21 protein-coding genes and 2 tRNA genes are annotated in these 22,966 nt (G+C 60.3%); 17 read left to right on the top strand and 6 right to left on the bottom strand.

Annotated features, from left to right (window positions below; translation table 11 throughout):
• Positions 1–3 precede the first annotated feature (3 nt).
• Positions 4–2,550, top strand: coding sequence for an ABC transporter permease (locus M5J09_RS07355; protein WP_257157428.1), 2,547 nt, complete (start codon positions 4–6; stop codon positions 2,548–2,550).
• 16 nt (positions 2,551–2,566) lie between these two features.
• On the opposite strand, the gene M5J09_RS07350 is transcribed toward M5J09_RS07355, so the two are convergent.
• Both M5J09_RS07350 and M5J09_RS07345 read right to left on the bottom strand, forming a co-directional pair.
• Positions 2,567–2,929 carry a CrcB family protein gene (locus M5J09_RS07350; RefSeq protein WP_257157427.1) on the bottom strand — a complete coding sequence of 121 codons (363 nt, stop codon included), beginning with the start codon at positions 2,927–2,929 and terminating at the stop codon, positions 2,567–2,569.
• Entirely contained in the window at positions 2,926–3,237 is a 312-nt protein-coding gene (locus M5J09_RS07345; RefSeq protein ID WP_257157426.1) for a fluoride efflux transporter family protein, read from the bottom strand. The genes M5J09_RS07350 and M5J09_RS07345 overlap by 4 nt, the downstream gene beginning before the upstream one ends.
• A 79-nt stretch (positions 3,238–3,316) precedes the next feature.
• Here M5J09_RS07345 and pgm point away from each other — a divergent pair, with 79 nt between their 5' ends.
• The 7 genes from pgm (at position 3,317) to M5J09_RS07310 (ending at position 7,771) form a co-directional block, all read left to right on the top strand.
• Complete coding sequence (gene pgm / locus M5J09_RS07340; protein ID WP_257157425.1) at positions 3,317–4,933, top strand: phosphoglucomutase (alpha-D-glucose-1,6-bisphosphate-dependent); 1,617 nt, start codon at positions 3,317–3,319, stop codon at positions 4,931–4,933.
• A 23-nt stretch (positions 4,934–4,956) separates the two neighbouring features.
• A complete protein-coding gene (locus tag M5J09_RS07335; RefSeq protein ID WP_042532149.1) occupies positions 4,957–5,418 on the top strand; it encodes a MauE/DoxX family redox-associated membrane protein in 462 nt (153 codons plus the stop codon).
• Positions 5,419–5,462: 44 nt separating this feature from the next.
• Positions 5,463–5,930, top strand: a complete 468-nt coding sequence (locus M5J09_RS07330) for a MauE/DoxX family redox-associated membrane protein (RefSeq protein ID WP_042532147.1) — start codon at positions 5,463–5,465, stop codon at positions 5,928–5,930.
• A gap of 55 nt (positions 5,931–5,985) precedes the next feature.
• On the top strand, positions 5,986–6,738 hold the full coding sequence (locus M5J09_RS07325; RefSeq protein WP_257157424.1) for a thioredoxin domain-containing protein: 753 nt from the start codon (positions 5,986–5,988) through the stop codon (positions 6,736–6,738).
• Between the two features lie 93 nt (positions 6,739–6,831).
• Positions 6,832–6,904: transfer RNA gene (locus M5J09_RS07320), tRNA-Ala, on the top strand.
• Positions 6,905–6,927: 23 nt separating this feature from the next.
• Positions 6,928–7,000, top strand: a tRNA-Ala gene (locus M5J09_RS07315).
• 48 nt (positions 7,001–7,048) lie between these two features.
• Complete coding sequence (locus M5J09_RS07310) at positions 7,049–7,771, top strand: fructosamine kinase family protein (protein ID WP_257157423.1); 723 nt, start codon at positions 7,049–7,051, stop codon at positions 7,769–7,771.
• Between the two features lie 83 nt (positions 7,772–7,854).
• Here the strand turns inward: M5J09_RS07310 and M5J09_RS07305 are convergent, their stop codons facing one another.
• Both M5J09_RS07305 and nadE read right to left on the bottom strand, forming a co-directional pair.
• Positions 7,855–8,955 (bottom strand): HNH endonuclease signature motif containing protein, encoded by a 1,101-nt coding sequence (locus M5J09_RS07305; protein ID WP_257157422.1) that lies wholly within the window; start codon positions 8,953–8,955, stop codon positions 7,855–7,857.
• A 48-nt stretch (positions 8,956–9,003) separates the two neighbouring features.
• Entirely contained in the window at positions 9,004–9,822 is an 819-nt protein-coding gene (nadE, locus tag M5J09_RS07300; RefSeq protein ID WP_257157421.1) for an ammonia-dependent NAD(+) synthetase, read from the bottom strand.
• Between the two features lie 27 nt (positions 9,823–9,849).
• Here nadE and M5J09_RS07295 point away from each other — a divergent pair, with 27 nt between their 5' ends.
• The 5 genes from M5J09_RS07295 to nrdE all read left to right on the top strand — a co-directional run bounded on the left by M5J09_RS07295 (position 9,850) and on the right by nrdE (position 14,911).
• Positions 9,850–11,175 (top strand): sugar porter family MFS transporter, encoded by a 1,326-nt coding sequence (locus tag M5J09_RS07295; protein WP_257157420.1) that lies wholly within the window; start codon positions 9,850–9,852, stop codon positions 11,173–11,175.
• 123 nt (positions 11,176–11,298) lie between these two features.
• A complete protein-coding gene (gene ykgO / locus M5J09_RS07290; protein ID WP_003847162.1) occupies positions 11,299–11,421 on the top strand; it encodes a type B 50S ribosomal protein L36 in 123 nt (40 codons plus the stop codon).
• A 576-nt stretch (positions 11,422–11,997) separates the two neighbouring features.
• Positions 11,998–12,237 (top strand): glutaredoxin-like protein NrdH, encoded by a 240-nt coding sequence (gene nrdH / locus M5J09_RS07285; RefSeq protein WP_042532136.1) that lies wholly within the window; start codon positions 11,998–12,000, stop codon positions 12,235–12,237.
• A 9-nt stretch (positions 12,238–12,246) separates the two neighbouring features.
• A complete protein-coding gene (gene nrdI / locus M5J09_RS07280; RefSeq protein WP_042532134.1) occupies positions 12,247–12,672 on the top strand; it encodes a class Ib ribonucleoside-diphosphate reductase assembly flavoprotein NrdI in 426 nt (141 codons plus the stop codon).
• A 76-nt stretch (positions 12,673–12,748) separates the two neighbouring features.
• A complete protein-coding gene (gene nrdE / locus M5J09_RS07275) occupies positions 12,749–14,911 on the top strand; it encodes a class 1b ribonucleoside-diphosphate reductase subunit alpha (RefSeq protein WP_257157419.1) in 2,163 nt (720 codons plus the stop codon).
• Here nrdE and M5J09_RS07270 read toward each other — a convergent pair.
• A complete protein-coding gene (locus tag M5J09_RS07270; protein ID WP_257157437.1) occupies positions 14,908–15,561 on the bottom strand; it encodes a FadR/GntR family transcriptional regulator in 654 nt (217 codons plus the stop codon). The genes nrdE and M5J09_RS07270 overlap by 4 nt on opposite strands.
• Before the next feature lie 231 nt (positions 15,562–15,792).
• Between M5J09_RS07270 and nrdF the strand changes: the two genes are divergently transcribed.
• The 4 genes from nrdF (at position 15,793) to M5J09_RS07250 (ending at position 20,981) form a co-directional block, all read left to right on the top strand.
• Positions 15,793–16,782, top strand: coding sequence for a class 1b ribonucleoside-diphosphate reductase subunit beta (gene nrdF / locus M5J09_RS07265; RefSeq protein WP_257157418.1), 990 nt, complete (start codon positions 15,793–15,795; stop codon positions 16,780–16,782).
• A 398-nt stretch (positions 16,783–17,180) separates the two neighbouring features.
• Entirely contained in the window at positions 17,181–18,872 is a 1,692-nt protein-coding gene (gene ctaD / locus M5J09_RS07260) for a cytochrome c oxidase subunit I (protein ID WP_257157417.1), read from the top strand.
• 185 nt (positions 18,873–19,057) lie between these two features.
• The gene (gene serB / locus M5J09_RS07255; protein WP_374982107.1) at positions 19,058–20,263 is read left to right on the top strand and encodes a phosphoserine phosphatase SerB; all 1,206 of its coding nucleotides are present in this window, start codon (positions 19,058–19,060) and stop codon (positions 20,261–20,263) included.
• Positions 20,256–20,981 (top strand): aminoacyl-tRNA hydrolase, encoded by a 726-nt coding sequence (locus M5J09_RS07250; RefSeq protein ID WP_257157415.1) that lies wholly within the window; start codon positions 20,256–20,258, stop codon positions 20,979–20,981. The genes serB and M5J09_RS07250 overlap by 8 nt, the downstream gene beginning before the upstream one ends.
• Here M5J09_RS07250 and M5J09_RS07245 read toward each other — a convergent pair whose 3' ends face one another.
• Positions 20,982–22,949, bottom strand: a complete 1,968-nt coding sequence (locus M5J09_RS07245) for an ATP-dependent DNA helicase (RefSeq protein ID WP_257157414.1) — start codon at positions 22,947–22,949, stop codon at positions 20,982–20,984.
• Positions 22,950–22,966: the final 17 nt, after the last annotated feature.

The raw sequence follows: 22,966 nt of genomic DNA, 5'->3' as shown, positions 1-22,966 counted from the left end.
AGCATGGCCACGAAGAACTCCATGCGCACGGTATCCGTGCGCAACATTCTGGCGCACAAGCTGCGCCTTGCCCTGACGCTGTTGGCAGTGGTGCTGGGTACCGCGTTCATTTCCGGTTCCTTCATGTTCACCAACGCGTTGTCCAATACCTTCGACTCCGCCGTGGACACCGCCTTTACCGGCGTGGATGCCGCGGTCAGTCAGAAGGAGGGCGGACCGGTTCTGGATAGCAAAATGCGAGAGGACATCGCACACGATCCGGAGGTCCGCGCAGTTAACGTGCAGAGCAGCCAGACCGTCGTTGTTGCCAACAAGGACGCCGAGGCTTTTCAGACCGGCGGCGGCACCTCGAGCGTGCAGCCGTATTATTCCGCGGATCAGTCTGTAGGCGAGCCCGCCGAGCTTGTCGACGGCTCCGAGCCCCACGGCACCGGTGAAGTCGTCATCAATGATTCCGCGGCCGAGAAGTTCGGTATCACTATCGGTGACACTATTCTCGTAGTCCACCCAGACCAGCGCGATGAGGTGAAGGTCGTCGGTGTGGTCAAGCCCGCCGTGGATCAAGGGGCCAGCCTGACACTGCACATGGACCACGAAGGATTCACCGAACGCTACGGTGATTCCTCCCAGCTTAAGGTCGCCGCCGCTGAGGGAGTGAGCGCCGAGGAACTCGTGGATCACCTCAACGAAACCTTTGAGGTGGAGGCCGAGTCCGGTGAAGAGCTGGCCAAGGAAATCTCTGACCAGATTTCCTCTGCGCTGAAGTTCGTCAACTACTTCCTCATCGCCTTCGGCCTTATTGCGCTGCTCGTGGGCACGTTCATCATTGCGAATACGTTCTCTATGATCGTCGCCCAGCGCACGAAGGAATTTGCGCTGCTGCGCGCACTGGGCGCCTCCCGCGGCCAGATCACGCGTTCGGTGGTCACTGAGGCCATCATCGTGGGCATCGTGGGCTCTGCGGTCGGCGTTGTCGCTGGTGTGGGGCTTGTCGCGGCGATTAAGGCGGTGTTCACCGCGCAAGGTATGCCGATGGGTGGCGGCTTGGGCTTGAGCCTGAGTGCTGTCATCGTGCCGCTGATTCTGGGCACGGTAGTCACCGTGATTTCTGCGTGGGCGCCGGCTCGCCGCGCCGGTGCAGTCAAGCCGGTGGAGGCCATGCGTACCACCGAATCCGCCGCCGGTTCCTCCCTGATGGTGCGTACGGTACTGGGTGCGCTGTTGCTCGTTGCCGGCATTGCCTTCGCGGTGTTGGGCGTGCTTATCGACGCCAAGACGGGCCTTCGCGCCGCCCTCGTCGGCCTCGGTTCCCTGAACCTTATTGTTGGTTTCTTCCTTGCTGGTCCGGCGATATCGCTGCCGATTGTGCCGTCGATTGGGCGCGTCGTGGGCGCTCCCTTTGGCGCCGTGGGCAAGTTGGCGGCGACGAACTCTGCGCGTAACCCGCGGCGCACCGCGGCGACCGCTTTTGCTCTCATGCTGGGCGTGGCGCTGGTGACGGCCATCGGCATGCTGGGCGCGACGATGAAGGCCTCGGTCTCCGATGCCATCGATGAAGATATTCGCGCCGATTACCTGCTGGCCGGCCCCACCACCGGCAACTTCCCTACGCCGAACGAAACCGCCCAACGCGCTCGCGATACTGAGGGCGCTGGACAGGTTGTGGCGATGAGCTCTGCGCCGCTGCAGGTGGATGGGCAGGCCTCGATGAACTATGGCCCGGAGCTTGCCATCAGCCAGGTCATTGGTGGCAACGCCGATGACATCCTCAACCTCACTGTGGCGGAGGGCTCGTTGAAGTTGGGTGATGAATCCGGATTCATCGCCGATACCGACCTTGCAGCCGAGCAGGGATGGCAGGTGGGCCAGAGCTATGAGCTCACTGGCATGGACCCGAACCGTACCGCACAGGTGACACTCATCGGTACCTATGAGCCGTTCCAAATGCTTCCGCGCCTGGCTGTATCCGAATCCGCGGCAACCGAGGTGATCAACCCCGAGGGCCTCGACACGATGATGGTGGCGGTCAATGCCGCCGAGGGCTTCGACAAGGAGAAGCTGCGCTCCAACCTGGAGGAGTCCGTCAAGGACCTCGTCGTGGTGCAGGTGCGCACTGGTGAAGAGTATGCGGGCGAGGCAGCCGGCATGATCGATCAGATGCTCACCATCCTCTATGCGCTGCTGGCGCTGGCGGTGATCATCGCCATCTTGGGCATCGTCAACACCTTGACCTTGGGGGTTATTGAGCGCCGCCAGGAGATCGGCATGTTGCGCGCCGTGGGTACTCAGCGCCGCCAGATTCGCACGATGATCACGGTGGAATCGGTCCAGATTGCCTTGTTCGGCGCCATCATGGGCATGCTCCTCGGCCTCGGCTTGGGCTGGGCGTTCATCTCCGTGCTTGCCGACGACGGCCTCGACTCCGCCACCGTCCCGTGGCCGATGCTCATCATCATGTTCGTCGGTTCGGCTCTCGTGGGCGTGCTCGCCGCCATCTGGCCGGCGCAGCGCGCGGCGAAAACCCCGCCTCTCGACGCCATCGCGGATTAAAAGTCGGGTACTCCGGCTAGGCCAGGAGGGAGCCTACCCAGGCTCCGCGCCAGGCCGCCACGATACCCAGGCCAACCGTCCAGAAGAGGTAACGAGCCAGGCGCCACCAGCGCTTGGCTTTTATCATTTCTCCGAGTTCCTTGGCCAGCGTGGACCAAGTTGATAAGCCGCCTGCTAATCCTGCCGCCAGCAGTGGGAGTAGATACTCAGGGGCTTGTGTATGCGCGGCATAGCCATAGGCCACGCCAGCGACCGCCGCGCCCGTAATATTCGCTGCAAACGTGCAGGTGGGGGAAGGCAAAATGCGGGTCAGGGCGAAACGCCCGCAACCGCCCAGAAAACCACCAACAAGCACGGCGAGGGCAGAGATGATGATCATGCGGGCCTCCGGGAGACGTCGCCAAGCACGTATGCCCCCGTACACCCCACCACGGTGGCCAGCACGTACGCGCCCGCCTGTGCCGGGTCGAACCCAGAGGTGAGGAAGGCAAACGTGGCGAAGCTGGTAAACCCGCCCAAGAAGCCCGTGCCCCAAAAAGCCGACGGCTTGGTGTAGCCCATAACGGCGCTGCCCACCACGTTGATGAGCAGCAGCGGCAGTGCACCACCGCCGAGGATAGTGGAGAGGGCGAAACGAGCCAGCGCCCCGAGCGCCGCCCCGCAGCCCACAAGAATGGTTTGTGGCATGCGCACCATCCTAATTGGGATGCGAAACCTCTGCGAAGAAGGCAAGCTAAAGGTATATCCACGTCTCAAGGAGGAAACAATGGCACACGAGCGCGCCGGCCAACTAGCCCAGCCTTCCGATCTCATCGACATCGCGGAGCTGGTCACCGCCTACTACACCCGCACCCCCGACGCTGACAATCCCGACCAGCAGGTCGCCTTCGGCACCTCCGGCCACCGTGGCTCCGCTCTGGACACCGCGTTCAACGAGGCCCACATCCTGGCCATTACCCAGGCCATCGTGGACTACCGCACTGAACAGGGCACGACCGGCGCCATCTTCATCGGCCGTGATACTCATGCCCTGTCGGAGCCCGCTATGGTCTCCGCCCTCGAGGTCCTTCTGGCCAATGAGGTGGAGGTTCGCGTCGATGACCGCGGCCGCTACACCCCGACCCCGGCCGTCTCCCACGCCATCCTCACCAACCCGGGCACCGACGGCATCGTTATCACCCCGTCCCACAACCCACCGCGCGATGGTGGCTTCAAGTACAACCCACCCACGGGTGGGCCGGCTGACACCGATGCCACCGACTGGATTGCTGCCAAGGCCAACGAGTATCTGCGCGCCGGGCTGGAAGGCGTGAAGCGCGTGCCGGTATCGGGTGTGCTTGATGAACGCTGCGTGAAGCACAACTACCTGGACACTTACGTGGCGGACCTCGAGAACGTCGTGGACATGAAGGCCATCAAGGAGGCCGGCGTGCGCATCGGCGCGGACCCGATGGGTGGCGCGTCCGTGGACTACTGGGCGGCGATTGCGGAGCACTACGGGCTCGCCATGACCGTGGTGAACCCGGAGGTGGACGGCACTTTCCGCTTCATGACGCTGGATACTGATGGCAAGATCCGCATGGACTGCTCCTCGCCGAACGCGATGGCGTCGTTGGTGGACAACCGCGCGAAGTACGACCTGGCCACCGGTAATGATGCTGACGCGGACCGCCACGGCATCGTCACCCCGGATGCGGGCCTGATGAACCCGAACCACTACCTGGCTGTGGCCATCGAATACCTGTTTAGCCACCGCCCGCAGTGGGGTAACGCCGGCGTGGGCAAGACGCTGGTGTCCTCTTCCATGATTGACCGCGTGGTGGCAAACTTGGGCCGCGAGCTCGTCGAGGTTCCGGTGGGCTTCAAGTGGTTTGTGCCGGGGCTTGTCGACGGCTCCCTCGGCTTCGGCGGCGAAGAATCCGCCGGCGCCTCCTTCCTCCGCTTTGACGGTTCCGTGTGGTCGACGGACAAGGACGGCATCATCCTGGATCTGCTGGCCGCGGAAATCCTGGCCGTGACCGGCAAGACCCCGTCCCAGCGCTACGCCGAGCTGGCGGAAGAATATGGTGCGCCGGCCTACGCGCGCACCGATGCCCCCGCCAACCGCGAGCAGAAGGCGATTTTGAAGAAGCTCTCCCCGGACCAGGTCACCGCGACGGAGCTGGCAGGCGAAGAAATCCTGGCCAAGCTCACCGAAGCCCCAGGCAACGGTGCCGCCATTGGTGGTCTCAAGGTGACCACCGAGAACGCTTGGTTTGCCGCCCGTCCATCCGGCACGGAGGACAAGTACAAGATCTACGCCGAGAGCTTCCGTGGCGAAGAACACCTCAAGCAGGTGCAGGAGGAGGCACAAGCGCTGGTGTCACAGGTCCTCGGCTCGTAGGTACGCGTCTATGCTGAAGGGCTATGGCTTCTCTTCAGCTCGCGCGTGTGGCAGACATCATCAGCGCACTTGCTCGTTTCGGTATGGCGGCGGTGTGGATCATCGCCGGCGTGCAGAAGCTCAACGCCCAGATGGACATGGCCCAGGCCATTCAGGCTTATGAAATCTTCACGCCAGAATGGTCTGGATACCTGGCTGTGGCGATTGGCCCGCTCGAAGTCATGGGTGGGGTGCTGCTCCTGCTGGGACTGTTCTTGAGGGAGGCGTCGGCAGTCGGCGCCGTCGTCCTCGTGCTTTTTATGGTCGGTATGGCCCAGGCGTGGGCGCGCGGGCTCGTCATTGATTGCGGATGCTTTGGCTACACTGCCAACAGCGGTTCCCAAGGGATGAACTACATGCTGACACTGCTTCGTGACATCGTGTTCCTTGCCCTCACCATGTGGACCATCCGCCGCCCCTATAGGCGGTTCGCTATTTATTCATAGTTAGGAATTAAAAGTACTGGTAGTTGGTTTGCTAGAGTGAATTCGTGGCACAAAAGAAGATAAGCGTGGCGCTGGTGCTCGACATCATCAGCGCGTTCGCGCGGTTTTACATGGCCTACGTCTGGATTAAGGCCGGCCTGTCAAAGTTTTCCGACCAGCTCGCGGTGACGCAGAGCATCGAGGCTTACGAGATCTTTACGCCGGAATGGTCGCACTACCTGTCGTATCTCATCGGACCCCTCGAGGTATGCGGCGGATTGCTGCTGCTTCTCGGATTGTTCCTTCGCCCCGCGGCGTGGGTAGGCCAGGTCGTACTGACACTGTTCATGATTGGTATCGCCCAAGCTTGGTTACGTGGGCTGGGTATTGATTGTGGTTGCTTTGCTCCAAATCCCAATGACGATGCGCAAGTGATGAACTACATGATGACACTGTTGCGCGATCTCTTCTATTCTGTCTTAATGGTGTGGACAATTAAGCGTCCGTTTACCAAGTTTGCACTGCATCCCTAGCCACGGTGTGTAGGCTTCCATCTGTTCCAAAAAGTCATGAAGGCAAGGTTGTTCAATGAGCACAGTTAAAGACCCCAACTCCAAGGGTAATAGTGGATTCCTTTGGGGCCTCGCTGTTTTGCTGGTGATTGTCGCCGTGGTTATCGGCTACATCGTCTACCAGGGCCGCGGCGCACAGACCGACGCGCTGGGAGACTACGCTGCTGAAGATGTCAGCATGGACATGTCTCTCGCGGATAACGCTGTGACTCTCAAGTCCCCGGACGCGGCAAAGGATGCCGTCGAAGTTGAGCTCTACGAGGATTACTCCTGCCCTCACTGTGGCGACCTGGCGAAGGAAACCGATGGCCAGATGAAGGATGCTATTGATGAAGGCAAGCTCATCGTCCATGTTCGCACCTTGAACTTCATCGACGGAAGCCAGAACGGTCTTGAGAGCATCAAGACCAACAAGGGGCACTCGTCCAAGGCTGCCGCTGCGATGGAGCAGGTGGCAAAGTCTGGTGATGCGAAGCTGTACTGGAATATGCGTAAGTACCTCTTGGAGAACCAGTCCAAGGTCTACAACAAGTGGGAGCTGAACGACTTTGCTGATGCGGCTAAAGCACTGGGTGCTGACCAGGACATCGTGAAGTCCATTCAGGAGGCCAAGGTGGGCGAGGGTAATGAGCTGGCCACCGCTAACTACAAGAAGCTTGATGCCGATACGGGCTCGGTTTCCTCGCCGCGCATCATCAAGGATGGCAAGGACATTCCTGAGGATAAGAACACCTCCATCATGGAGTGGGTTGACCTCGTCGTCGAGTAATAAATAATGTCTCCCGAACACGCGATTTGGTTCGTTAATTGGGAGGCGATATATTGTTACGAGTTGCACCCGCGGAGGTTGCACCTCGTATGAGGGGCTATGGCGCAGCTGGTAGCGCACCACACTGGCAGTGTGGGGGTCACGGGTTCGAATCCCGTTAGCTCCACTTTTAAAACTAAATATCATTTTGGGGCTATGGCGCAGCTGGTAGCGCACCACACTGGCAGTGTGGGGGTCACGGGTTCGAATCCCGTTAGCTCCACCGTTGGCCGTCTCCTCCGCGGGGCGGCCTTTTTCTATGCTGGGGTGCATGGATGTGTACACGAAGAAGGTTTCTCGTCCCGACCAAGCCGGTGCGGAGGCCGCGAGCCTGCGGTGGTTGGCGGCCGCGCGTGCGGATGTAGTGGTAGAGGTAGCGGGGGTTACGGAGACAAGCATTAGCACTCGACGAGTGATGGAGTCGCGGCCGAGTCTTAAGGCTGCGCAGTCGTTTGGTGCGGCACTACGCGAGGTCCACGAGGCGGGTGCTCCAGCATTTGGCGCGGCGCCCGAGGGCTGGGAGGGCGCGAATTTCATCGGGCGCGTGGAGCAGCCCTGTCAGCCATGTGAGAGTTGGGGAGAATTCTATGTTGAACAGCGGGTGCTGCCTTTCGTGGAAACGCTGCCGAAGGATCTTCAGGATGTCGTGCGTGTGGCAAGCGACGCGGTTCGATCAGTGGACTGGGAGGTAGCGCCGGCACGAATCCACGGTGACTTGTGGGCCGGCAATGTGCTCTTTACTGCGGAATCCGCGGTAATGATTGATCCAGCAGCGCATGGTCGGCACCCCTGGACGGATTTGGCCATGCTAGAGCTGTTCGGGACGCCCCTCTATGAGGAGATCTTGCGTGGCTACGGCGTGCCGAAGGAGTACGAGCGGTGGGTGCCCATGCATCAGCTGCATCCGTTGGCTGTGCACGCGACCACGCACGGTCCTGCGTATTATCGGCCCCTCGGGAAGGCCGCGGAAGCCACAATCGACGCTTTGCGCTGAGTGCACGATCGCCGACGTGCCCGCTGGCCGTGGTGTGGTTGGCGGGTTTCGGCGTAGGGTGCGTGTGTCTGCCTGCGGCGGGTTTAGCTTGCGCCTGGTGGTGGGTCGGGTGGTTGTCCTGCTGCTTGTTCGGTGGTGAGTCTGGTTACGGCTTGTTGGTATTCGGGTGTGGCGGTAATGGGCAGTCCCCAGGGTGGGATGTAGCCGATGCCGGTGTTGAGTCTGAAGACGTAGCCTCGTCCGGTGGGCCGCGATGGGTCATCATCGTTAATACCGTTGTGGTAGGCGCACAGGAAGGTCAGGTTCTTAATGTTGGTGTAGCCACCGGCTTGCCAGGGGATGATGTGGTGAACCTGGCAGTAATCGGCTGGTTTGTTGCAGCCGGGTCTGGAGCAGGTTTGGGTTTCAGCACATAAGGTGAGGCGTTGTTTCCAGCTGGCACTGCGTTCTGCGCGGTAGGAGTTAATGGGCCCTTCCACGGGGTGGACGATGGTGGCATACCCGATGGAGGCGAATTGATAGGACAGGAATTCTGCCCCGGTCATGCGTGCACCATTCGTCAGCTGTAACTCAATCTCGTCACCGTCGCCGTTGATGATGCGATCGAATTCGTCCAATGTCACTACGACTTGGGCATGCACGGCGGGTTTAGTGCCCACACTGCCGGTGACGATGACGGTGCGTGCGGCGTCGAGGAGGTTGTGTTTGTTGACGGATTCGAGGGTGCCGCGGATATCGGCGATGACGGTGGCGTCATCGGTGATTGTCATGGAGTTGGGTCCGGTGGCCCGGTAGGTAAACCGCACCCCGGGTTTGGGTGTGCGTTTGGCTCTTAGTTCTTTGAGTCTTTTTACTGCGATGTCGCGGATTTTGTGGGCTGGTGTGGAAGCAAGTTTGATGCGGAGGTTCCAGGCGTCGAGGTCTTTTTTGACTTTGGCGGTGTAGGACTCAATCAGGGAGAGGGTGGCAAGGCCGTGCTGTTGGTCTAATGCAGCGGTGCGCGCTTTGCGTTGTTTGCCGCTAAAGCGGGTGTGCCCGAAGTAGGTGCGGTGCAGGTGCGCCAATTCTGCGGCGTCAGACGCGTCGGCGCCGAGCGCGCGGAGCTCATCGGGTGAGCTGGATGCATGTTCCACGAGCGCAATCCCCGAATTGCGGTAGTGGAAGTAGGTTTCTAATACCCCCATGACCCGGAAGCCTAAAACAGGTCTAACGACCCCGCAACCGGAACGTGGTTATTGTGGGCCAGGGGGCATGATGCGCTTATGGGCGCCGCGGCGCCAGAGGGTCTCGATGCGCTCGCGGGCGTCGGCAGGAACGGCTTTGCCCTCGAGGTAATCGTCGATGTGGGTGTAGGTGACGCCGAGGGCTTCTTCGTCCGAAAGCAGCGGGCGGTCATCCTCAAGGTCCGCAGTGGGGATCTTGGTCCACGTGGATTCAGGCGCACCGAGGTATTCAAGGAGCTGGGCGCCCTGGCGCTTGTTGAGGCCGGCTAATGGGATGAGATCGGCGGCGCCGTCGCCCCACTTAGTAAAGAAGGCGGTGATGTTCTCTGCAGCGTGGTCGCTGCCAATGACCAAGGCGCCGACCTCGCCGGCTACCGCGTACTGAGCAGCCATGCGCAAGCGAGCTTTGAGGTTGCCGCGATTGAAATCACTAAGCGTAGAGGATTCGAGGGCAGAGGCCACGGCGCTATCGAGTGCTGAGGTGGCGTCAGCGATATTGATGGTGAGGCGGTAATCAGGCTGGATGAAATCGAGAGCCACCTGGGCATCGTCCTCGTCGGCCTGCACACCGTGAGGAAGACGAATGGCCCAGAAGTGGGTGCCCTCGACGCGGTCAACGGCCAGCTGCGCCAAACGGCCAGCCAGCGTGGAATCCTGGCCGCCGGAAATGCCCAAGACATACCCCTTCGCGCCGGTGTCACGAAGGTAATCGGCGAGGAATGTGACGCGGCGCTCAACCTCCTCGGCTGGATCGATCAAGGGCTTAGTGCCCAGGGCTTTTATGATGCTGCGCTGGAGATCAGTGGATTCGTGTGACATGACGACCATGGTAGCCGCCTGCGACAATTGGCACCCGTGAAAAACGATACCTACGTGATGATCGTCGCCAGCGTCGCTGCGCTCGGCGGCCTTCTTTTTGGCTATGACACCGGCGTGATGTCGGGCGCGTTGCTCTTTGTGGGGCCAGAGTTTGGCATGTCTGCCCACGAAGAAGGATTAGTGACCTCAACCTTGCTGGTTGGCGCGGCCGCGGGCGCACTGGCGGCCGGGCGCGTGGCAGACCGTCTGGGCAGGCGGCGCACGCTCATCGCTGGTGGCCTCATTTTCCTCGGCGGTTCGGTGTGGTGCGCACTGGCGGGGTCGACGGCAATGCTGGCTGCTGCCCGTACCGTTCTGGGGCTGGCGGTAGGTGCAGTGTCCATCGTCTCGCCCATGTACATCTCTGAAATTACCCCGGCGGCAGTACGCGGCCGGATGGTGTCGCTTAATACGCTCATGATCGTGGTGGGCCAACTGTTGGCCTATGGGGTGAACTCGGCTCTGGCAGCAAGCGGCAGCTGGCAATGGATGCTAGGGCTGGCGGCGGTGCCGGGAGCGGCACTGGCCATAGGTATGTTCTTCCTGCCCGACACTCCAGTTTGGCTCGCCGCGCAGGGCCGCCACGACGCTGCCGCTGAGGTGCGCGCACGGGTGGGGGCGACTGCGGAGGCGACGAGGGAGGCGTCGGAAAGCGCAGGCGAATGGGCCGCACTCACAGCACACCGATGGATGCGCTGGGCGGTGGGCCTGGCCATGCTCATGGGGCTGACACAGCAGATTACGGGCGTAAATGCGATTGTGTACTTCGCGCCGACGATGATGAACCAGGTGGGCATCTCGACGACAAACGCTGTGTACACGTCCATGGTGATTGGCGCTGTGTCCGTCGTGGCATGCGTGGTGGGCATGCGCGTGGTGGACCGCGTAGGGCGACGCCGGCTGCTGCTGGTGGGGCTGGGTGGCAACGTGGTTGCTCTGGTGGTGCTGGCGGTGGTTTATCACTACGCCACAGAATCGACGGCGATGGCGATGGTGTCGCTAGCGTGTATGGCGGCCTTTATTGCGTGCCAGCAGGCGGCGGTGTCGCCCGCAACGTGGCTGCTCATTTCCGAGATTGTGCCGCCGCAGGTGCGTGGGCTAGGTATGGGAATCGCGGGCCTCGCCCTGTGGGTGAGCAACTGGGCTGTGGCGCAGTTCTTCCTGCCGGTCGTGGAATGGCTGGGAGGCTCGCTCGCCTTTGGGGTCTTCGCGGTCTTAGGCCTAGTGGCGCTGGGATATACGCGGGCGCTGGTGCCGGAAACGATGGGTAAGACACTAGGGGAGGTCTCCCGGGAACTGCAGTCGCGATACTCTGCTACGTGAGTGTTTTGGTATTGACGCGCTTGTGCGGTAACATTTTTCCTCGTGTCATTGCTGGGCGCTTCGCCCGGCTGTGCTTGAACTAACCATTCGCATGAAGTTTGCGCATAACGAAAGGAGCGCCCGATGAAGGTTCGCAAGTCGCTTCGGTCGCTGAAGAAGAAGCCGGGCGCCCAGGTTATTCGCCGCCACGGTAAGGTCTTCGTGATCAACAAGAAGGATCCGCGCTTCAAGGCTCGCCAGGGCTAAGAATCGAAGGATTCCCATTCCGCCTCTTCCGCTACGTTCGGGGGAGGCGGATTTTTTATGCTCATTCACCTCGCCACATTAGGGTAAAGGGTCAGAAAGTCTGTCTGGGATCGGGGATTTTTAGGCCCTGACCTCTAAGTTAGCGTCAAATATACGCTTTGAGTGCGTATATCTGAGGTCCAGATGCGAAATGCGCGGTGTGGTAGCACGCGGTGGTGCGGATGTGGTCAACAGTGACCGTGGGGAACTGTGCGGGGCCGAGCTGCGGCTCGTTTGTGGTGTTTGTCACAAAATAGGTGAACGTTTGGTAAACTTGCAGGAAATGCCACCCGTGTAGTTACGACGGTGGTGGCGGTGCTGAGCGTGAGAGGTCAACATGTGGGGTCGGGGTAGCTTACATCCTGGGAATATCATCGTTGTAACTACTATATGTAGTGTCAGTTGCGGGGTTTCGGCACAAAGTATAGTGTCGTTGATGTTGCTCAGGCAGCGGCCCTACACCGCGTAGCCAGAGCTAAAAGTCACTCAGCAGAATTCATTAGTCACTCCTCGTGCAGCGTTAAAGGAAACCGTCATATGAGCATCACTCTTTACACCAAGCCCGCGTGCGTTCAGTGCAACGCCACCAAGAAGGCCCTGGACCGTGCAGGTCTCGAATACTCCACCGTGGATATTTCCCTGGATGATGAGGCCCGCGACTACGTCATGGCTCTGGGCTATGTTCAGGCGCCGGTTGTCGAGGCCAATGGTGAGCACTGGTCCGGTTTCCGTCCTGACCGCATTAAGGCCTTGGGCTCCTTGGCGGCGACTGCCTAAAGATTCTCCATGTTGGTCGTGTATTTCTCTTCCGCTACGGAAAATACGCACCGCTTCGTTGAGAAGCTCGGTCTTCCCAGCGTTCGCATTCCCCTCCGCCTGACCGATGAGCCACTCATCGTCAACGAGCCCTACGTTCTGGTCTGCCCGACGTACGGGGGAGGGGCGTCGATAAGCAAGCAGAATACGAGGCCCGTGCCCAAGCAGGTCATCCGTTTCCTCAATAATGAACACAACCGCAGTTTTATTCGTGCGGTCGTGGCTGGAGGAAACAGCAACTTCGGCACTGACTTTGGCAAGGCCGGCGACGTCATCGCCGCCAAGTGTAAGGTGCCTTATGTGTACCGCTTCGAACTTCTTGGTACCGAGGAAGATGTCACAATTTGCCGCGAAGGCCTATTAGCCAACGCAGCAGCCCTGGGTCTCGCAGCCTAGGGCTTCTCCTTATATATTTCGTGTAGATTTTTCGTCTCTCCAATTTCGCCATAGTAAAGAAAGGCACGTGAACGTCGTGACCACGCAACTGGGTAAGACCGTCGCAGAACCTGTGAAGCCTGAAGAGCAGCTGGATTACCACGCGCTGAATGCACTGCTCAACCTGTATGACGAGAACGGTAAAATTCAGTTCGACAAGGACCGTGAGGCCGCGAACCAGTTCTTCCTCCAGCATGTCAACCAGAACACCGTCTACTTCCACGATCTGGAAGAAAAGATGCACTACCTGGTGGAGAACAAGTACTACGAGCCGGAACTGCTCGAGCAGTATGACTTCGAATTCATCAAATCCCTGTTCAAGCGCGCCTACTCGTACAAGTTCCGCTTTAAGTCTTTCCTGGGTGCCTACAAGTACTACACCTCCTACACGCTGAAGACCTTCGATGGCCGCCGCTACCTGGAGCGCTTCGAAGACCGCGTATCTATGACAGCTCTCTTCCTCGCAGATGGCGATACCGAGGTGGCTGAGCACCTCGTGGATGAGATCATGACCGGCCGTTTCCAGCCGGCCACCCCAACCTTCCTCAACGCAGGAAAGGCCCAGCGCGGCGAGCTCGTATCCTGCTTCCTGCTGCGCATCGAAGACAACATGGAGTCCATCGGCCGCTCCATCAACTCCGCCCTGCAGCTGTCTAAGCGCGGCGGTGGCGTGGCGCTCCTGCTGTCCAATATTCGTGAGTCGGGCGCCCCGATTAAGCACATTGAGAACCAGTCTTCCGGCGTTATCCCCGTCATGAAGCTGCTCGAGGATTCCTTCTCCTACGCCAACCAGCTTGGCGCACGCCAGGGAGCAGGCGCGGTCTACCTCAACGCTCACCACCCGGACATCATGAGCTTCCTCGACACCAAGCGTGAAAACGCCGATGAGAAGATCCGTATTAAAACCCTGTCCCTCGGTATCGTCATCCCGGACATCACCTTCGAGCTGGCCCGTAAGAATGACGACATGTACCTGTTCAGCCCGTACGATGTCGAGCGCGTCTACGGCAAGGCTTTCGGTGACATCTCCGTAACTGAGCACTACGAGGAGATGGTGGAAGACCCGCGCATTCGCAAGAAGAAGATCAACGCGCGTCACTTCTTCCAGACCATCGCGGAGCTGCAATTTGAGTCCGGCTACCCGTACATCATGTTCGAGGACACCGTAAACCGCGCGAACCCGGTCAAGACCGGCCGCATCAACATGTCCAACCTGTGCTCCGAGATCCTCCAGGTCAATGCTCCTTCTGAGCTCAATGACGACCTGACCTACAAAACCCTCGGCAGCGACATCTCCTGCAACCTGGGCTCCCTCAACATTGCGACCACCATGGATTCTCCGGACTTCGGCCTAACGGTGGAAACCGCCATCCGTGGTCTGACCGCCGTGGCGGACAAAACCTCCATCAACTCCGTGCCGTCGGTACGCAAGGGCAACGATGATTCCCACGCCATCGGTCTGGGCCAGATGAATCTGCACGGCTACCTTGGCCGCGAGCACATCGAGTACGGTTCCGAGGAAGGCCTAGACTTCACCAACGCCTATTTTGCTGCCGTCCTTTACGCCGCTCTGCGTGCTTCCAACAAGCTGGCCCGCGAACGTGGCGAGTACTTCACCGAGTTCCCGCAGTCCGAATACGCCAGCGGCGAGTTCTTTGACCGCTATGATCCGGCAGACTTCGCTCCGCGCACGGAGAAGGTGAAGGAGCTCTTCGCCAAGTCGTCCATCCATACCCCATCAGCGGAGGAGTGGGCGCAGTTGAAGGAGGACGTCGCCAAGCACGGCATCTACAACCGCAACCTGCAGGCCGTGCCGCCGACCGGCTCCATTTCCTACATCAACAACTCCACCTCGTCCATCCACCCAATCGCCTCCAAGATTGAGATTCGCAAGGAAGGCAAGATCGGCCGCGTCTACTACCCGGCGCCGCATATGGACAACGAGAACTTGGAGTACTTCAAGGACTCTTATGAGATCGGCCACGAGAAAATCATCGACACCTACGCCATTGCCACCAAATATGTGGATCAAGGCCTGTCGCTGACTCTGTTCTTCAAGGACACTGCCACCACGCGTGATATTAACCGCGCGCAGATTTATGCATGGCGCAACGGTATTAAGACCCTGTACTACATCCGCCTGCGTCAGATGGCGCTGGAAGGAACCGAGGTTGAGGGCTGCGTATCCTGCATGCTCTAGGCCTCTTTCGCACGTGCCGCCGTGAGGATGGCACGTGCGATTTTTTCTGCCTCGACGGCGTCGCTGCGGTGGATAGCCTCCGCTAGATCCAAGTGGAGGCGCGCTGTTCCAGCGGTGGGGTTGCGCTTGTGTGACCCAAAAACTGAGCGCCCGCGCACCATGGAGAGAAGGAATGGGCTCAGCGCTGCGAACATTTCGTTTCCTGAGGAGTGCAGAACCATGGTGTGAAAACGCAGGTCCGTGGCTAGTTGCTCACCCACGCGGCGTGCAGGGGTGTCCTCGAAAGAGTGAAGGCGCTGTGCCAACGACAGGATTTCCTCTTTATCTTCTGGGGATCCGTGCTGCGCTGCGAGTGCTGCGGCGGTGGGCTCGATAGCGAGGCGCAGCTCATTGAGGGAGTTGCGCTGTCCGTCCCGTGATTTTTCCGAGTTCAATCGCCACGTGATGATGGAGGAATCGTACACAGCCCACTCGCTAATCGGCAGCACGGTAATACCCACGCGCCGTGAGGACGCAACCATGCCGAGTTGCTCGAGTGCGCGCATCGCTTCGCGGGCAACGGTGCGCGAAATGTCGAAACGCAGACAAATATCGTTGAGGGTGAACCGTTCGCCGGCAGGGAGGGTGCCGCTGACGATGTCTGACCCCATGGTGTCCAACACGGCGCTGAGTAGGGGAGTGTGCGACTCTTGTGTGGCTGTCACGATGTCGGAACCTTCCTGCGCGTGGGGAAAATGAACTCGAAACGTATAAAAAATCAGTATAAATTAACCGGCCTGACGTGCATGTTCCGTGGGGAGTTGCGACACTTACCGGAACGGTGGCCGAATGGGTACCATGGTCACAGAACACAGTAGAAGTAGAAAGACGAGGTAACGCGCGTGTCTCAAGAGTATGACGACTACATCGCCAGCCACGAGGCGCCGGTGAAGGCAGTTAACTGGAACACCGTCCCGGATGAGAAGGATTCCGAGGTGTGGGACCGCCTCACTGGTAATTTCTGGCTCCCCGAAAAGATTCCGGTGTCTAACGATCTCCCCAGCTGGAAGACGCTGACGGAGAAGGAGCAGGAAACCACCATGCGTGTCTTTACCGGCCTGACACTCCTGGACACCATCCAGGGTACGGTGGGCGCGGTGTCGCTGCTTCCCGACGCCACCACGCCACACGAAGAGGCTGTCCTCACCAATATCGCCTTCATGGAGTCTGTGCACGCGAAGTCCTACTCCAACATCTTCATGACGTTGGCATCGACGCCGATGATCAACGATGCCTTCCGCTGGTCTGAAGAGAACGAGAACCTACAGCGCAAGGCCAAGATCGTCATGTCCTACTACCGCGGTGGCGATCCACTGAAGAAGAAGGTGGCTTCCACGCTGCTGGAGTCCTTCCTCTTCTACTCCGGCTTCTTCCTGCCGATGCACTTCTCCTCCCGTGCGAAGCTGACGAACACCGCGGACATCATCCGCCTCATCATTCGTGACGAGGCCGTGCACGGCTACTACATCGGCTACAAGTTCCAGCAAGGCTACAAGCAGCTGTCGGAGGAGCGCCAGGAGGAGATGAAGGGCTACGCCTTCGACCTGCTCTACGACCTCTACGAGAATGAGATCGACTACACCGAGGACCTCTACGACGAGCTGGGGTGGACCGAAGACGTGAAGCGCTTCCTGCGTTACAACGCCAACAAGGCACTCAACAACTTGGGCTTCGAGGGGCTCTTCCCGGCGGATGAAACCCGCGTTTCCCCGGCCATCCTGTCTTCCCTGTCTCCGAACGCTGATGAGAATCACGACTTCTTCTCCGGTTCTGGTTCTTCCTATGTCATTGGTAAGGCCGAGGAGACCACTGATGAGGACTGGGACTTCTAGGTAACTCCAGTCGCTTCGGGAAGAAACGCCACTTCCACACCAGGCTGGCATGACACGCACCTCCCGTCAGGATCATCCGAAAGGTTGATTCTTTCAGGGGGTGCGTTTTTCCCGTTTTAGTCAGCGCCTGCCCCCGGTGCTGTGTTCTGGATCACCGGCTGGCGAGGGGGTCGAGAGGGTGTCGGTGCAGGGGCTGCCCGCGTGCAGGCAGTTCGTGGAACTTTCCGGCTCCAAACGGGGTTAGCAAGCTTGGCAGAAGTTAGGGGAGCGCTGGAAATTTATCCGTGGGGTGCCCTAATATAAGGCGAGTAAACCTAGGTGTTTGATCACGTAGTGCGCAACGCGAGTCCTCGCGTGCACACGTGCGCGATGAAGCACTTGTTCTTCAGGAGGATTTTATGACCGCTGTGGCGCCACGGCTCGACGATTACGTCGCGCCCACACGTCCAGAGCCGACTGGTAACGCAAAGACTGGTTCCAAGGCTTGGACGCTACTGACCACCACCGACCACAAGCAGCTGGGCATCATGTACATGATCATGGCCTTCAGCTTCTTCTTCCTCGGTGGCTTCATGGCACTGCTGCTCCGTGCTGAGCTCTTCACCCCGGGTCTGCAGCTTCTGTCCAACGAGCAGTTCAACCAGCTGTTCACCATGCACGGCACCGTGATGCTGCTGCTCTTCGCAACGCCAGTTGTGTGGGCTTTCGGTAACTACGTGCTGCCCCTGCAGATTGGCGCACCGGATGTGGCCTTCCCGCGACTGAACGCCTTCGGCTTCTGGATTACCCTGACCGGTGGTGTCGTCATGTTGCTCGGTTTCGTCACCCCGGGTGGCGCCGCTGACTTCGGCTGGACCATGTACATGCCGCTGGCTGACTCCGTTCACACCCCGGGCATCGGCGCTGACATGTGGATCGTCGGCGTTGGCGCTACCGGTGTCGGCACCATTGCTTCGGCTGTCAACATGATCACCACCGTGCTCACCCTTCGTGCGCCGGGCATGACCATGTTCCGTCTGCCGGTCTTCACCTGGTGTGTCTTCACTGCATCCGTCATCGTGCTGATGATCTTCCCGCTGCTGACCGCAGCCGCCCTGGGTGTTCTGTATGACCGCAAGCTTGGCGGCCACATCTATGACTCCGCGAACGGCGGCGCTATCCTGTGGCAGCACCTGTTCTGGTTCTTCGGCCACCCGGAGGTCTACGTCCTCGCAATCCCGTTCTTCGGTGTTATTTCTGAGGTCATCCCGGTGTTCTCCCGTAAGCCGGTCTTCGGCTACATCGGCCTGGTCTTCGCCGTTCTGGCCATTGGTGCACTCTCCATGGCTGTGTGGGCTCACCACATGTTCGTGACCGGCGCCATCCTGCTGCCGTTCTTCTCCTTCATGACCTTCCTTATTGCGGTTCCGACCGGTGTGAAGTTCTTCAACTGGGTCGGCACCATGTGGAAGGGCCACATCACCTGGGACACCCCGATGATTTTCGCCATGGGCTTCCTGGCAACCTTCCTCTTCGGTGGCATGACCGGTGTCATGCTGGCTTCCCCGGCACTGGACTTCCAGCTGGCTGAGTCCTACTTCCTCATTGCCCACTTCCACTACACCCTGTTCGGTACCGTGGTGTTCTCCGCCTTCGCTGGTCTGTACTTCTGGTTCCCGAAGATGACCGGCCGCATGCTGGATGAGCGCCTGGGCAAGATTCACTTCTGGCTGACCTTCATCGGCTTCCACGGCACCTTCCTGATTCAGCACTGGGTGGGCAACATGGGTATGCCGCGCCGTTACGCCGACTACTTGGAGTCTGATGGCTTCACGGTCTTCAACCAGATTTCCACCATCTTCTCCTTCGTCCTGGGTGCTTCGGTTATCCCGCTCATCTGGAACGTGTTCAAGTCCTGGCGCTACGGTGAGATCGTCACCGTGGACGATCCGTGGGGCTACGGTAACTCCCTCGAGTGGGCTACCTCCTGCCCGCCGCCGCGCCACAACTTCGTCTCCCTGCCGCGCATCCGCTCCGAGCGTCCGGCCTTCGAGCTGCACTACCCGCACATGGTCAAGCGCATCCGCGAGGAAGCCCACTACGGCCACTAAACTAGCGGGTCTCCCGCGCCGTCCCGGTGCTCTCTGCACCTCGGTAGCGTAGAGAGAAACGCATACTCCTGAAAACGCCGCCTCCCCATCGTTGTGATGGGGAGGCGGCGTTTCTCGTTGAACTGCCTTCTGGCTACGAGCACGACGCCTCAAAGGTTATCGGTGGCCAACCTGAACGTGCGATAATGAGCAACGTGGATAACCAGATTGATCACCCCAACCAGACAGCTTTCGCCGTCGTGACAACCTCCGGTCCCGACAAGCCCGGTGTATCCGCGGCCTTCTTTCGAGTGCTGAGCTCGTACAACGTTGAGCTTGTCGACGTCGAACAGGCCATTTTCTCCGGCCGCATCTCCCTGTCCGCGTATATCCGAGTCGATAACGCACGAATCGAGGCAATGGAGAAGGGGTTGCGCAATACGCTGAGCATCTACGCACAGTCGCTGACCGTGGAGCTGCGCGCCGATGAAGTCACCTCCCGCCCGCGGTCCACCCACGTTGTTGTGGTACTGGGCCGACAGCTCAACGCCAGCCACATCTCCGCCATCGCGCAGGAGCTGGCTAACTTTAACGTCAACATCGATCGTATCCGCGGGCTGTCCACGTACCCGCTCAATGGGTTAGAGCTGTACATCACTATCGACGGTTCCTCGGATCCCGTTCGCGCGGTCCTTGCGCGCTTGGCCACCGAGCAGGGCGTAGATATCGCGATCGAGCGCTCTGGTCTGCAACGCCGCTCCAAGCGCCTCATTTGCTTTGATTGCGACTCCACCTTGATCACGGGCGAGGTTATCGAGATGCTTGCCGCTCATGCGGGCAAGGAAGCTGAGGTCGCGGCCGTGACCGAGCGCGCGATGCGCGGCGAGTTGGACTTCGAGGAATCCCTCCGCGAACGAGTGGCTGCGCTAGCTGGGTTGCCGGAGTCGGTCATCGCGCAGACCGCGGCCGATATTGAGCTCACGTCAGGCGTGCGCACCACTATCCGCACCCTCAAGCGCATGGGCTACCGCGTTGCGGTGGTATCCGGTGGCTTTATCCAGGTTCTGGAGGATCTGGCGAAGGAACTCGAACTAGACTACCTGCGCGCTAACACTCTTGAAATTGAGGACGGCAAGCTCACTGGCCGCGTCATTGGTGACGTTGTTGACCGCAAGGCTAAGGAGAACTTCCTCCGCGAGTTCGCCGCCGATTCCGGCCTCAGCATGCGCCAGACGGTCGCGGTTGGTGATGGTGCCAATGACATCGACATGATTTCGGCCGCCGGACTAGGCATCGCCTTTAACGCGAAGCCGGCGTTGCGCGAGGTCGCCGATACTTCGGTCAACTACCCGTATATGGACGAAATCCTGCAGATTCTTGGTATCCCCATGGAGGAGGTTGCCAGTGAGTAATCTTCGCGAGGCCCACCGCCGCCTTGTCGAGGCCTGTAGCGAACGTAGCTGGCGCGATGATCCTGAGGACCCGGATAAGCCGGAGACTATTCAGGCGATGCAGATTGCGCTTCACCTGCCAAAGCAGGATCCGCCAAGTCGCACCGACGTGTTGGAGGCGGCGGGAAGGGCCGTCGTCAAGCTCTGCCTTGATGAGCGCGCCGGTCAGGACGGTGCCTTCGCGGAGGCCCTGGGGCAGTGGTACGGGCACCGGATTCGCAAAGTCGCGCGCCGCGGCCGTAACAAGGCATGGCGTGACGTGCAGACTCTGCCCGGTGTCACCGTCGAGGATCGTGCCCGGGCCTTCGTCCCCTCGGCTGTGTCGGAGGTTGATCCGCTCGTGGCGAAGCTCCAGATTGGGCACACGGATCTGCCGATGGATGAGCCAGGGCCCGCGCTTGCCGACGTCCCCCTTATCCTCATCGACGCCTCCCTCACGATGAGTGCGGGCAAGGCCGCAGCCCAGGTTGGCCATGGATCGATGCTGCTGGCTGCGGCGATGAGCCTGGAGGACGTCGAGCAGTGGGCTGAGCGCGATTTCCTCTTGTCCGTGCGTGAGGTGAGCTCGGAGGACTTTGCCGAAGCCTGTAGCCGCGAGGGTGCTGTTGTTGTGCGCGACGCCGGCTTTACCGAGGTTGCCCCAGATTCGGCCACGGTGTGCGCACTGCGCCGGCCTTAACTAGCGTGACTCGACAAGCCGCTTGAGCGCGCCCTGCACGATCTCCGGATCAGTGGTGCGCCACATCTGCGGCATAGAATCGCGCAGGTAGGAGCCGTAGCGTTTGGTTTCCAAGCGGTTGTCTAGAACTGCTACTACGCCGCGGTCATCAACTGAACGCAGCAGACGTCCCGCGCCCTGCGCCATGAGGAGGGCCGCATGCGTGGCGGAGACCTCCATGAACCCGTTGCGCCCGGCCGCCTTCGCCGCCTCCGTGCGAGCCTGCATGAGCGGATTATCCGGGCGCGGGAACGGGATGCGGTCAATGAGAACCAGGGAGCAGGAGGGGCCGGGCACGTCGACGCCCTGCCATAAACTTAACGTGCCGAAGAGACACGAGTTCTCGTTCTTCGTGAACTTGTCCACCAATGCGCCGATGGAATCCTCTCCTTGCAGGAAAATGTCGAAGGGAATCTTCGGCTTGAGCGCCTCCGCCGCCTGCTGGGCAGCGCGGCGGGAGGAAAAGAGCCCCAAGGTGCGCCCGCCGGCGGCCATGATGAGCTCGCGGATCTCCTCGAGAGTTTCCGGGGATAGACCATCGCGACCTGGCTGTGGCAGGTGGCTCGCGGTATAGAGGATGCCGCTGCGGGCGGGATTAAAGGGGTAGCCCACGTCGAGGGAATCCCACGTGCCCTTCGGTAGACCCCACTGCGCTGCCATGGCATCAAACCGCCCACCCAAAGCCAGCGTGGCCGAGGTCAGCACGACGGTCTGCTCGCCAAAGAGCTTCTCATGGAGCATGCCCGCGATGGACAGCGGAGCGACGGCGAGGGTATCGGTGAGCGTGCGCTCATCGCGCTCCAGCCACACCACGTCGGCGTGGGCAGCTGGGTCCCCGGTGGCGAAGACATCAAGGATGCGGGCAATGGCCTCCACCAGGGTGCTCAAATGATTGGCTAGGTTCTGGCGCTCAGCAAACTTCTCAGGATCGGACGCTTGCTCGCCCTCCGGGGTACGGGCAATAGTGTCGCGGCAGGAGGACAACGTGTCCGCCAAGGCCATGAGCTGCTGCTTGGCTTCCTCGGGAAGGTCTGTCCAGCGGCCCGGGAGAAATTCACCGAGCAGTTGGGTGAGCTCGGCGGCCTGTTCAGTGAGGCGCTGGTCCTTGCCATTGGCGCCTAGCGATTTGGCGCGGGTAGCTGCCATTTTGAGCGCACGGCCGGTGATTTCCGCGGTAGAGACCGACGTGATGCGGCCATCGAGCTCATGCGCCTCGTCGATGATGACGACGTCATGCTCAGGCAGGATGTTCACATCTGCGACGGCGTCGATGGCCAAAAGCGCGTGGTTGGTCACGACAACGTCGACATCGGCAGCCCGGCGCCGCGCCAGTTCCGCGAAGCAGTCTTCGCCGTGGGGGCAGCGCGTCGCGCCCAAGCACTCGGCGGAGGTCACTGAGACTTGGCGCCACGCCAAGTCCGGCACGCCCGGTTCGAGATCCTCGCGGTCACCAGTCTCGGTGTCTTCGGCCCACTCGTAGACGCGCTGGACGTGGCGGCCGAGGGCGGAGGGGGAGTCGGCGTCAAGCAAGGTATCCTCACTCTCCAACTCGGAGGCGCGAGATACCTTGTTGAGGCAGACGTAGTTGGAGCGGCCCTTCATGATGGCGAAGGTAGGTTTCTTCGCCAGATGCGGTTCGAGGGCCTCGGCTAGGCGCGGAAGATCGCGTTCCACGAGCTGGCGCTGCAGGGCCAGCGTTGCGGTGGAGACGATGACGGTGCTGCCGGTTTCCTGCGCATGGCGGAAGGCGGGAACCAGGTAAGCCAAGGACTTACCTGTACCGGTACCTGCTTGCACCGCGAGGTGGCGCTCCTTCTCCAACGCGGAGGCCACCGCAGTGGCCATGCGCACTTGGCCCTCGCGGCGCGCACCACCTAGGGCGGCGACGGCGGCGTCGAGAAGTTCAACCGTTGCTGAGTGCTCGTCCATTTGCCCCAGTGTAGTGC

It is taken from the genome of Corynebacterium sp. BF-R-2 (assembly GCF_024586525.1).
Classification (GTDB): domain Bacteria; phylum Actinomycetota; class Actinomycetes; order Mycobacteriales; family Mycobacteriaceae; genus Corynebacterium; species Corynebacterium singulare.
This window is presented reverse-complemented; position numbering and strand designations above follow the sequence as displayed.

Bases quoted from the DNA above. Each gene is read 5' to 3' on its own strand.
- M5J09_RS07325 (WP_257157424.1), top strand. From the start codon at position 5,986: ATGAGCACAGTTAAAGACCCCAACTCCAAGGGTAATAGTGGATTCCTT.
- M5J09_RS07270 (WP_257157437.1), bottom strand. From the start codon at position 15,561: ATGGGGTCAGACATCGTCAGCGGCACCCTCCCTGCCGGCGAACGGTTC.
- nrdH (WP_042532136.1), top strand. From the start codon at position 11,998: ATGAGCATCACTCTTTACACCAAGCCCGCGTGCGTTCAGTGCAACGCC.
- ykgO (WP_003847162.1), top strand. From the start codon at position 11,299: ATGAAGGTTCGCAAGTCGCTTCGGTCGCTGAAGAAGAAGCCGGGCGCC.
- M5J09_RS07345 (WP_257157426.1), bottom strand. From the start codon at position 3,237: ATGCCACAAACCATTCTTGTGGGCTGCGGGGCGGCGCTCGGGGCGCTG.
- nrdI (WP_042532134.1), top strand. From the start codon at position 12,247: ATGTTGGTCGTGTATTTCTCTTCCGCTACGGAAAATACGCACCGCTTC.
- ctaD (WP_257157417.1), top strand. From the start codon at position 17,181: ATGACCGCTGTGGCGCCACGGCTCGACGATTACGTCGCGCCCACACGT.
- serB (WP_374982107.1), top strand. From the start codon at position 19,058: ATGAGCAACGTGGATAACCAGATTGATCACCCCAACCAGACAGCTTTC.
- M5J09_RS07310 (WP_257157423.1), top strand. From the start codon at position 7,049: ATGGATGTGTACACGAAGAAGGTTTCTCGTCCCGACCAAGCCGGTGCG.
- M5J09_RS07350 (WP_257157427.1), bottom strand. From the start codon at position 2,929: ATGATCATCATCTCTGCCCTCGCCGTGCTTGTTGGTGGTTTTCTGGGC.
- M5J09_RS07335 (WP_042532149.1), top strand. From the start codon at position 4,957: ATGGCTTCTCTTCAGCTCGCGCGTGTGGCAGACATCATCAGCGCACTT.
- nadE (WP_257157421.1), bottom strand. From the start codon at position 9,822: ATGGTCGTCATGTCACACGAATCCACTGATCTCCAGCGCAGCATCATA.
- M5J09_RS07245 (WP_257157414.1), bottom strand. From the start codon at position 22,949: ATGGACGAGCACTCAGCAACGGTTGAACTTCTCGACGCCGCCGTCGCC.
- M5J09_RS07305 (WP_257157422.1), bottom strand. From the start codon at position 8,955: ATGGGGGTATTAGAAACCTACTTCCACTACCGCAATTCGGGGATTGCG.
- M5J09_RS07355 (WP_257157428.1), top strand. From the start codon at position 4: ATGGCCACGAAGAACTCCATGCGCACGGTATCCGTGCGCAACATTCTG.
- pgm (WP_257157425.1), top strand. From the start codon at position 3,317: ATGGCACACGAGCGCGCCGGCCAACTAGCCCAGCCTTCCGATCTCATC.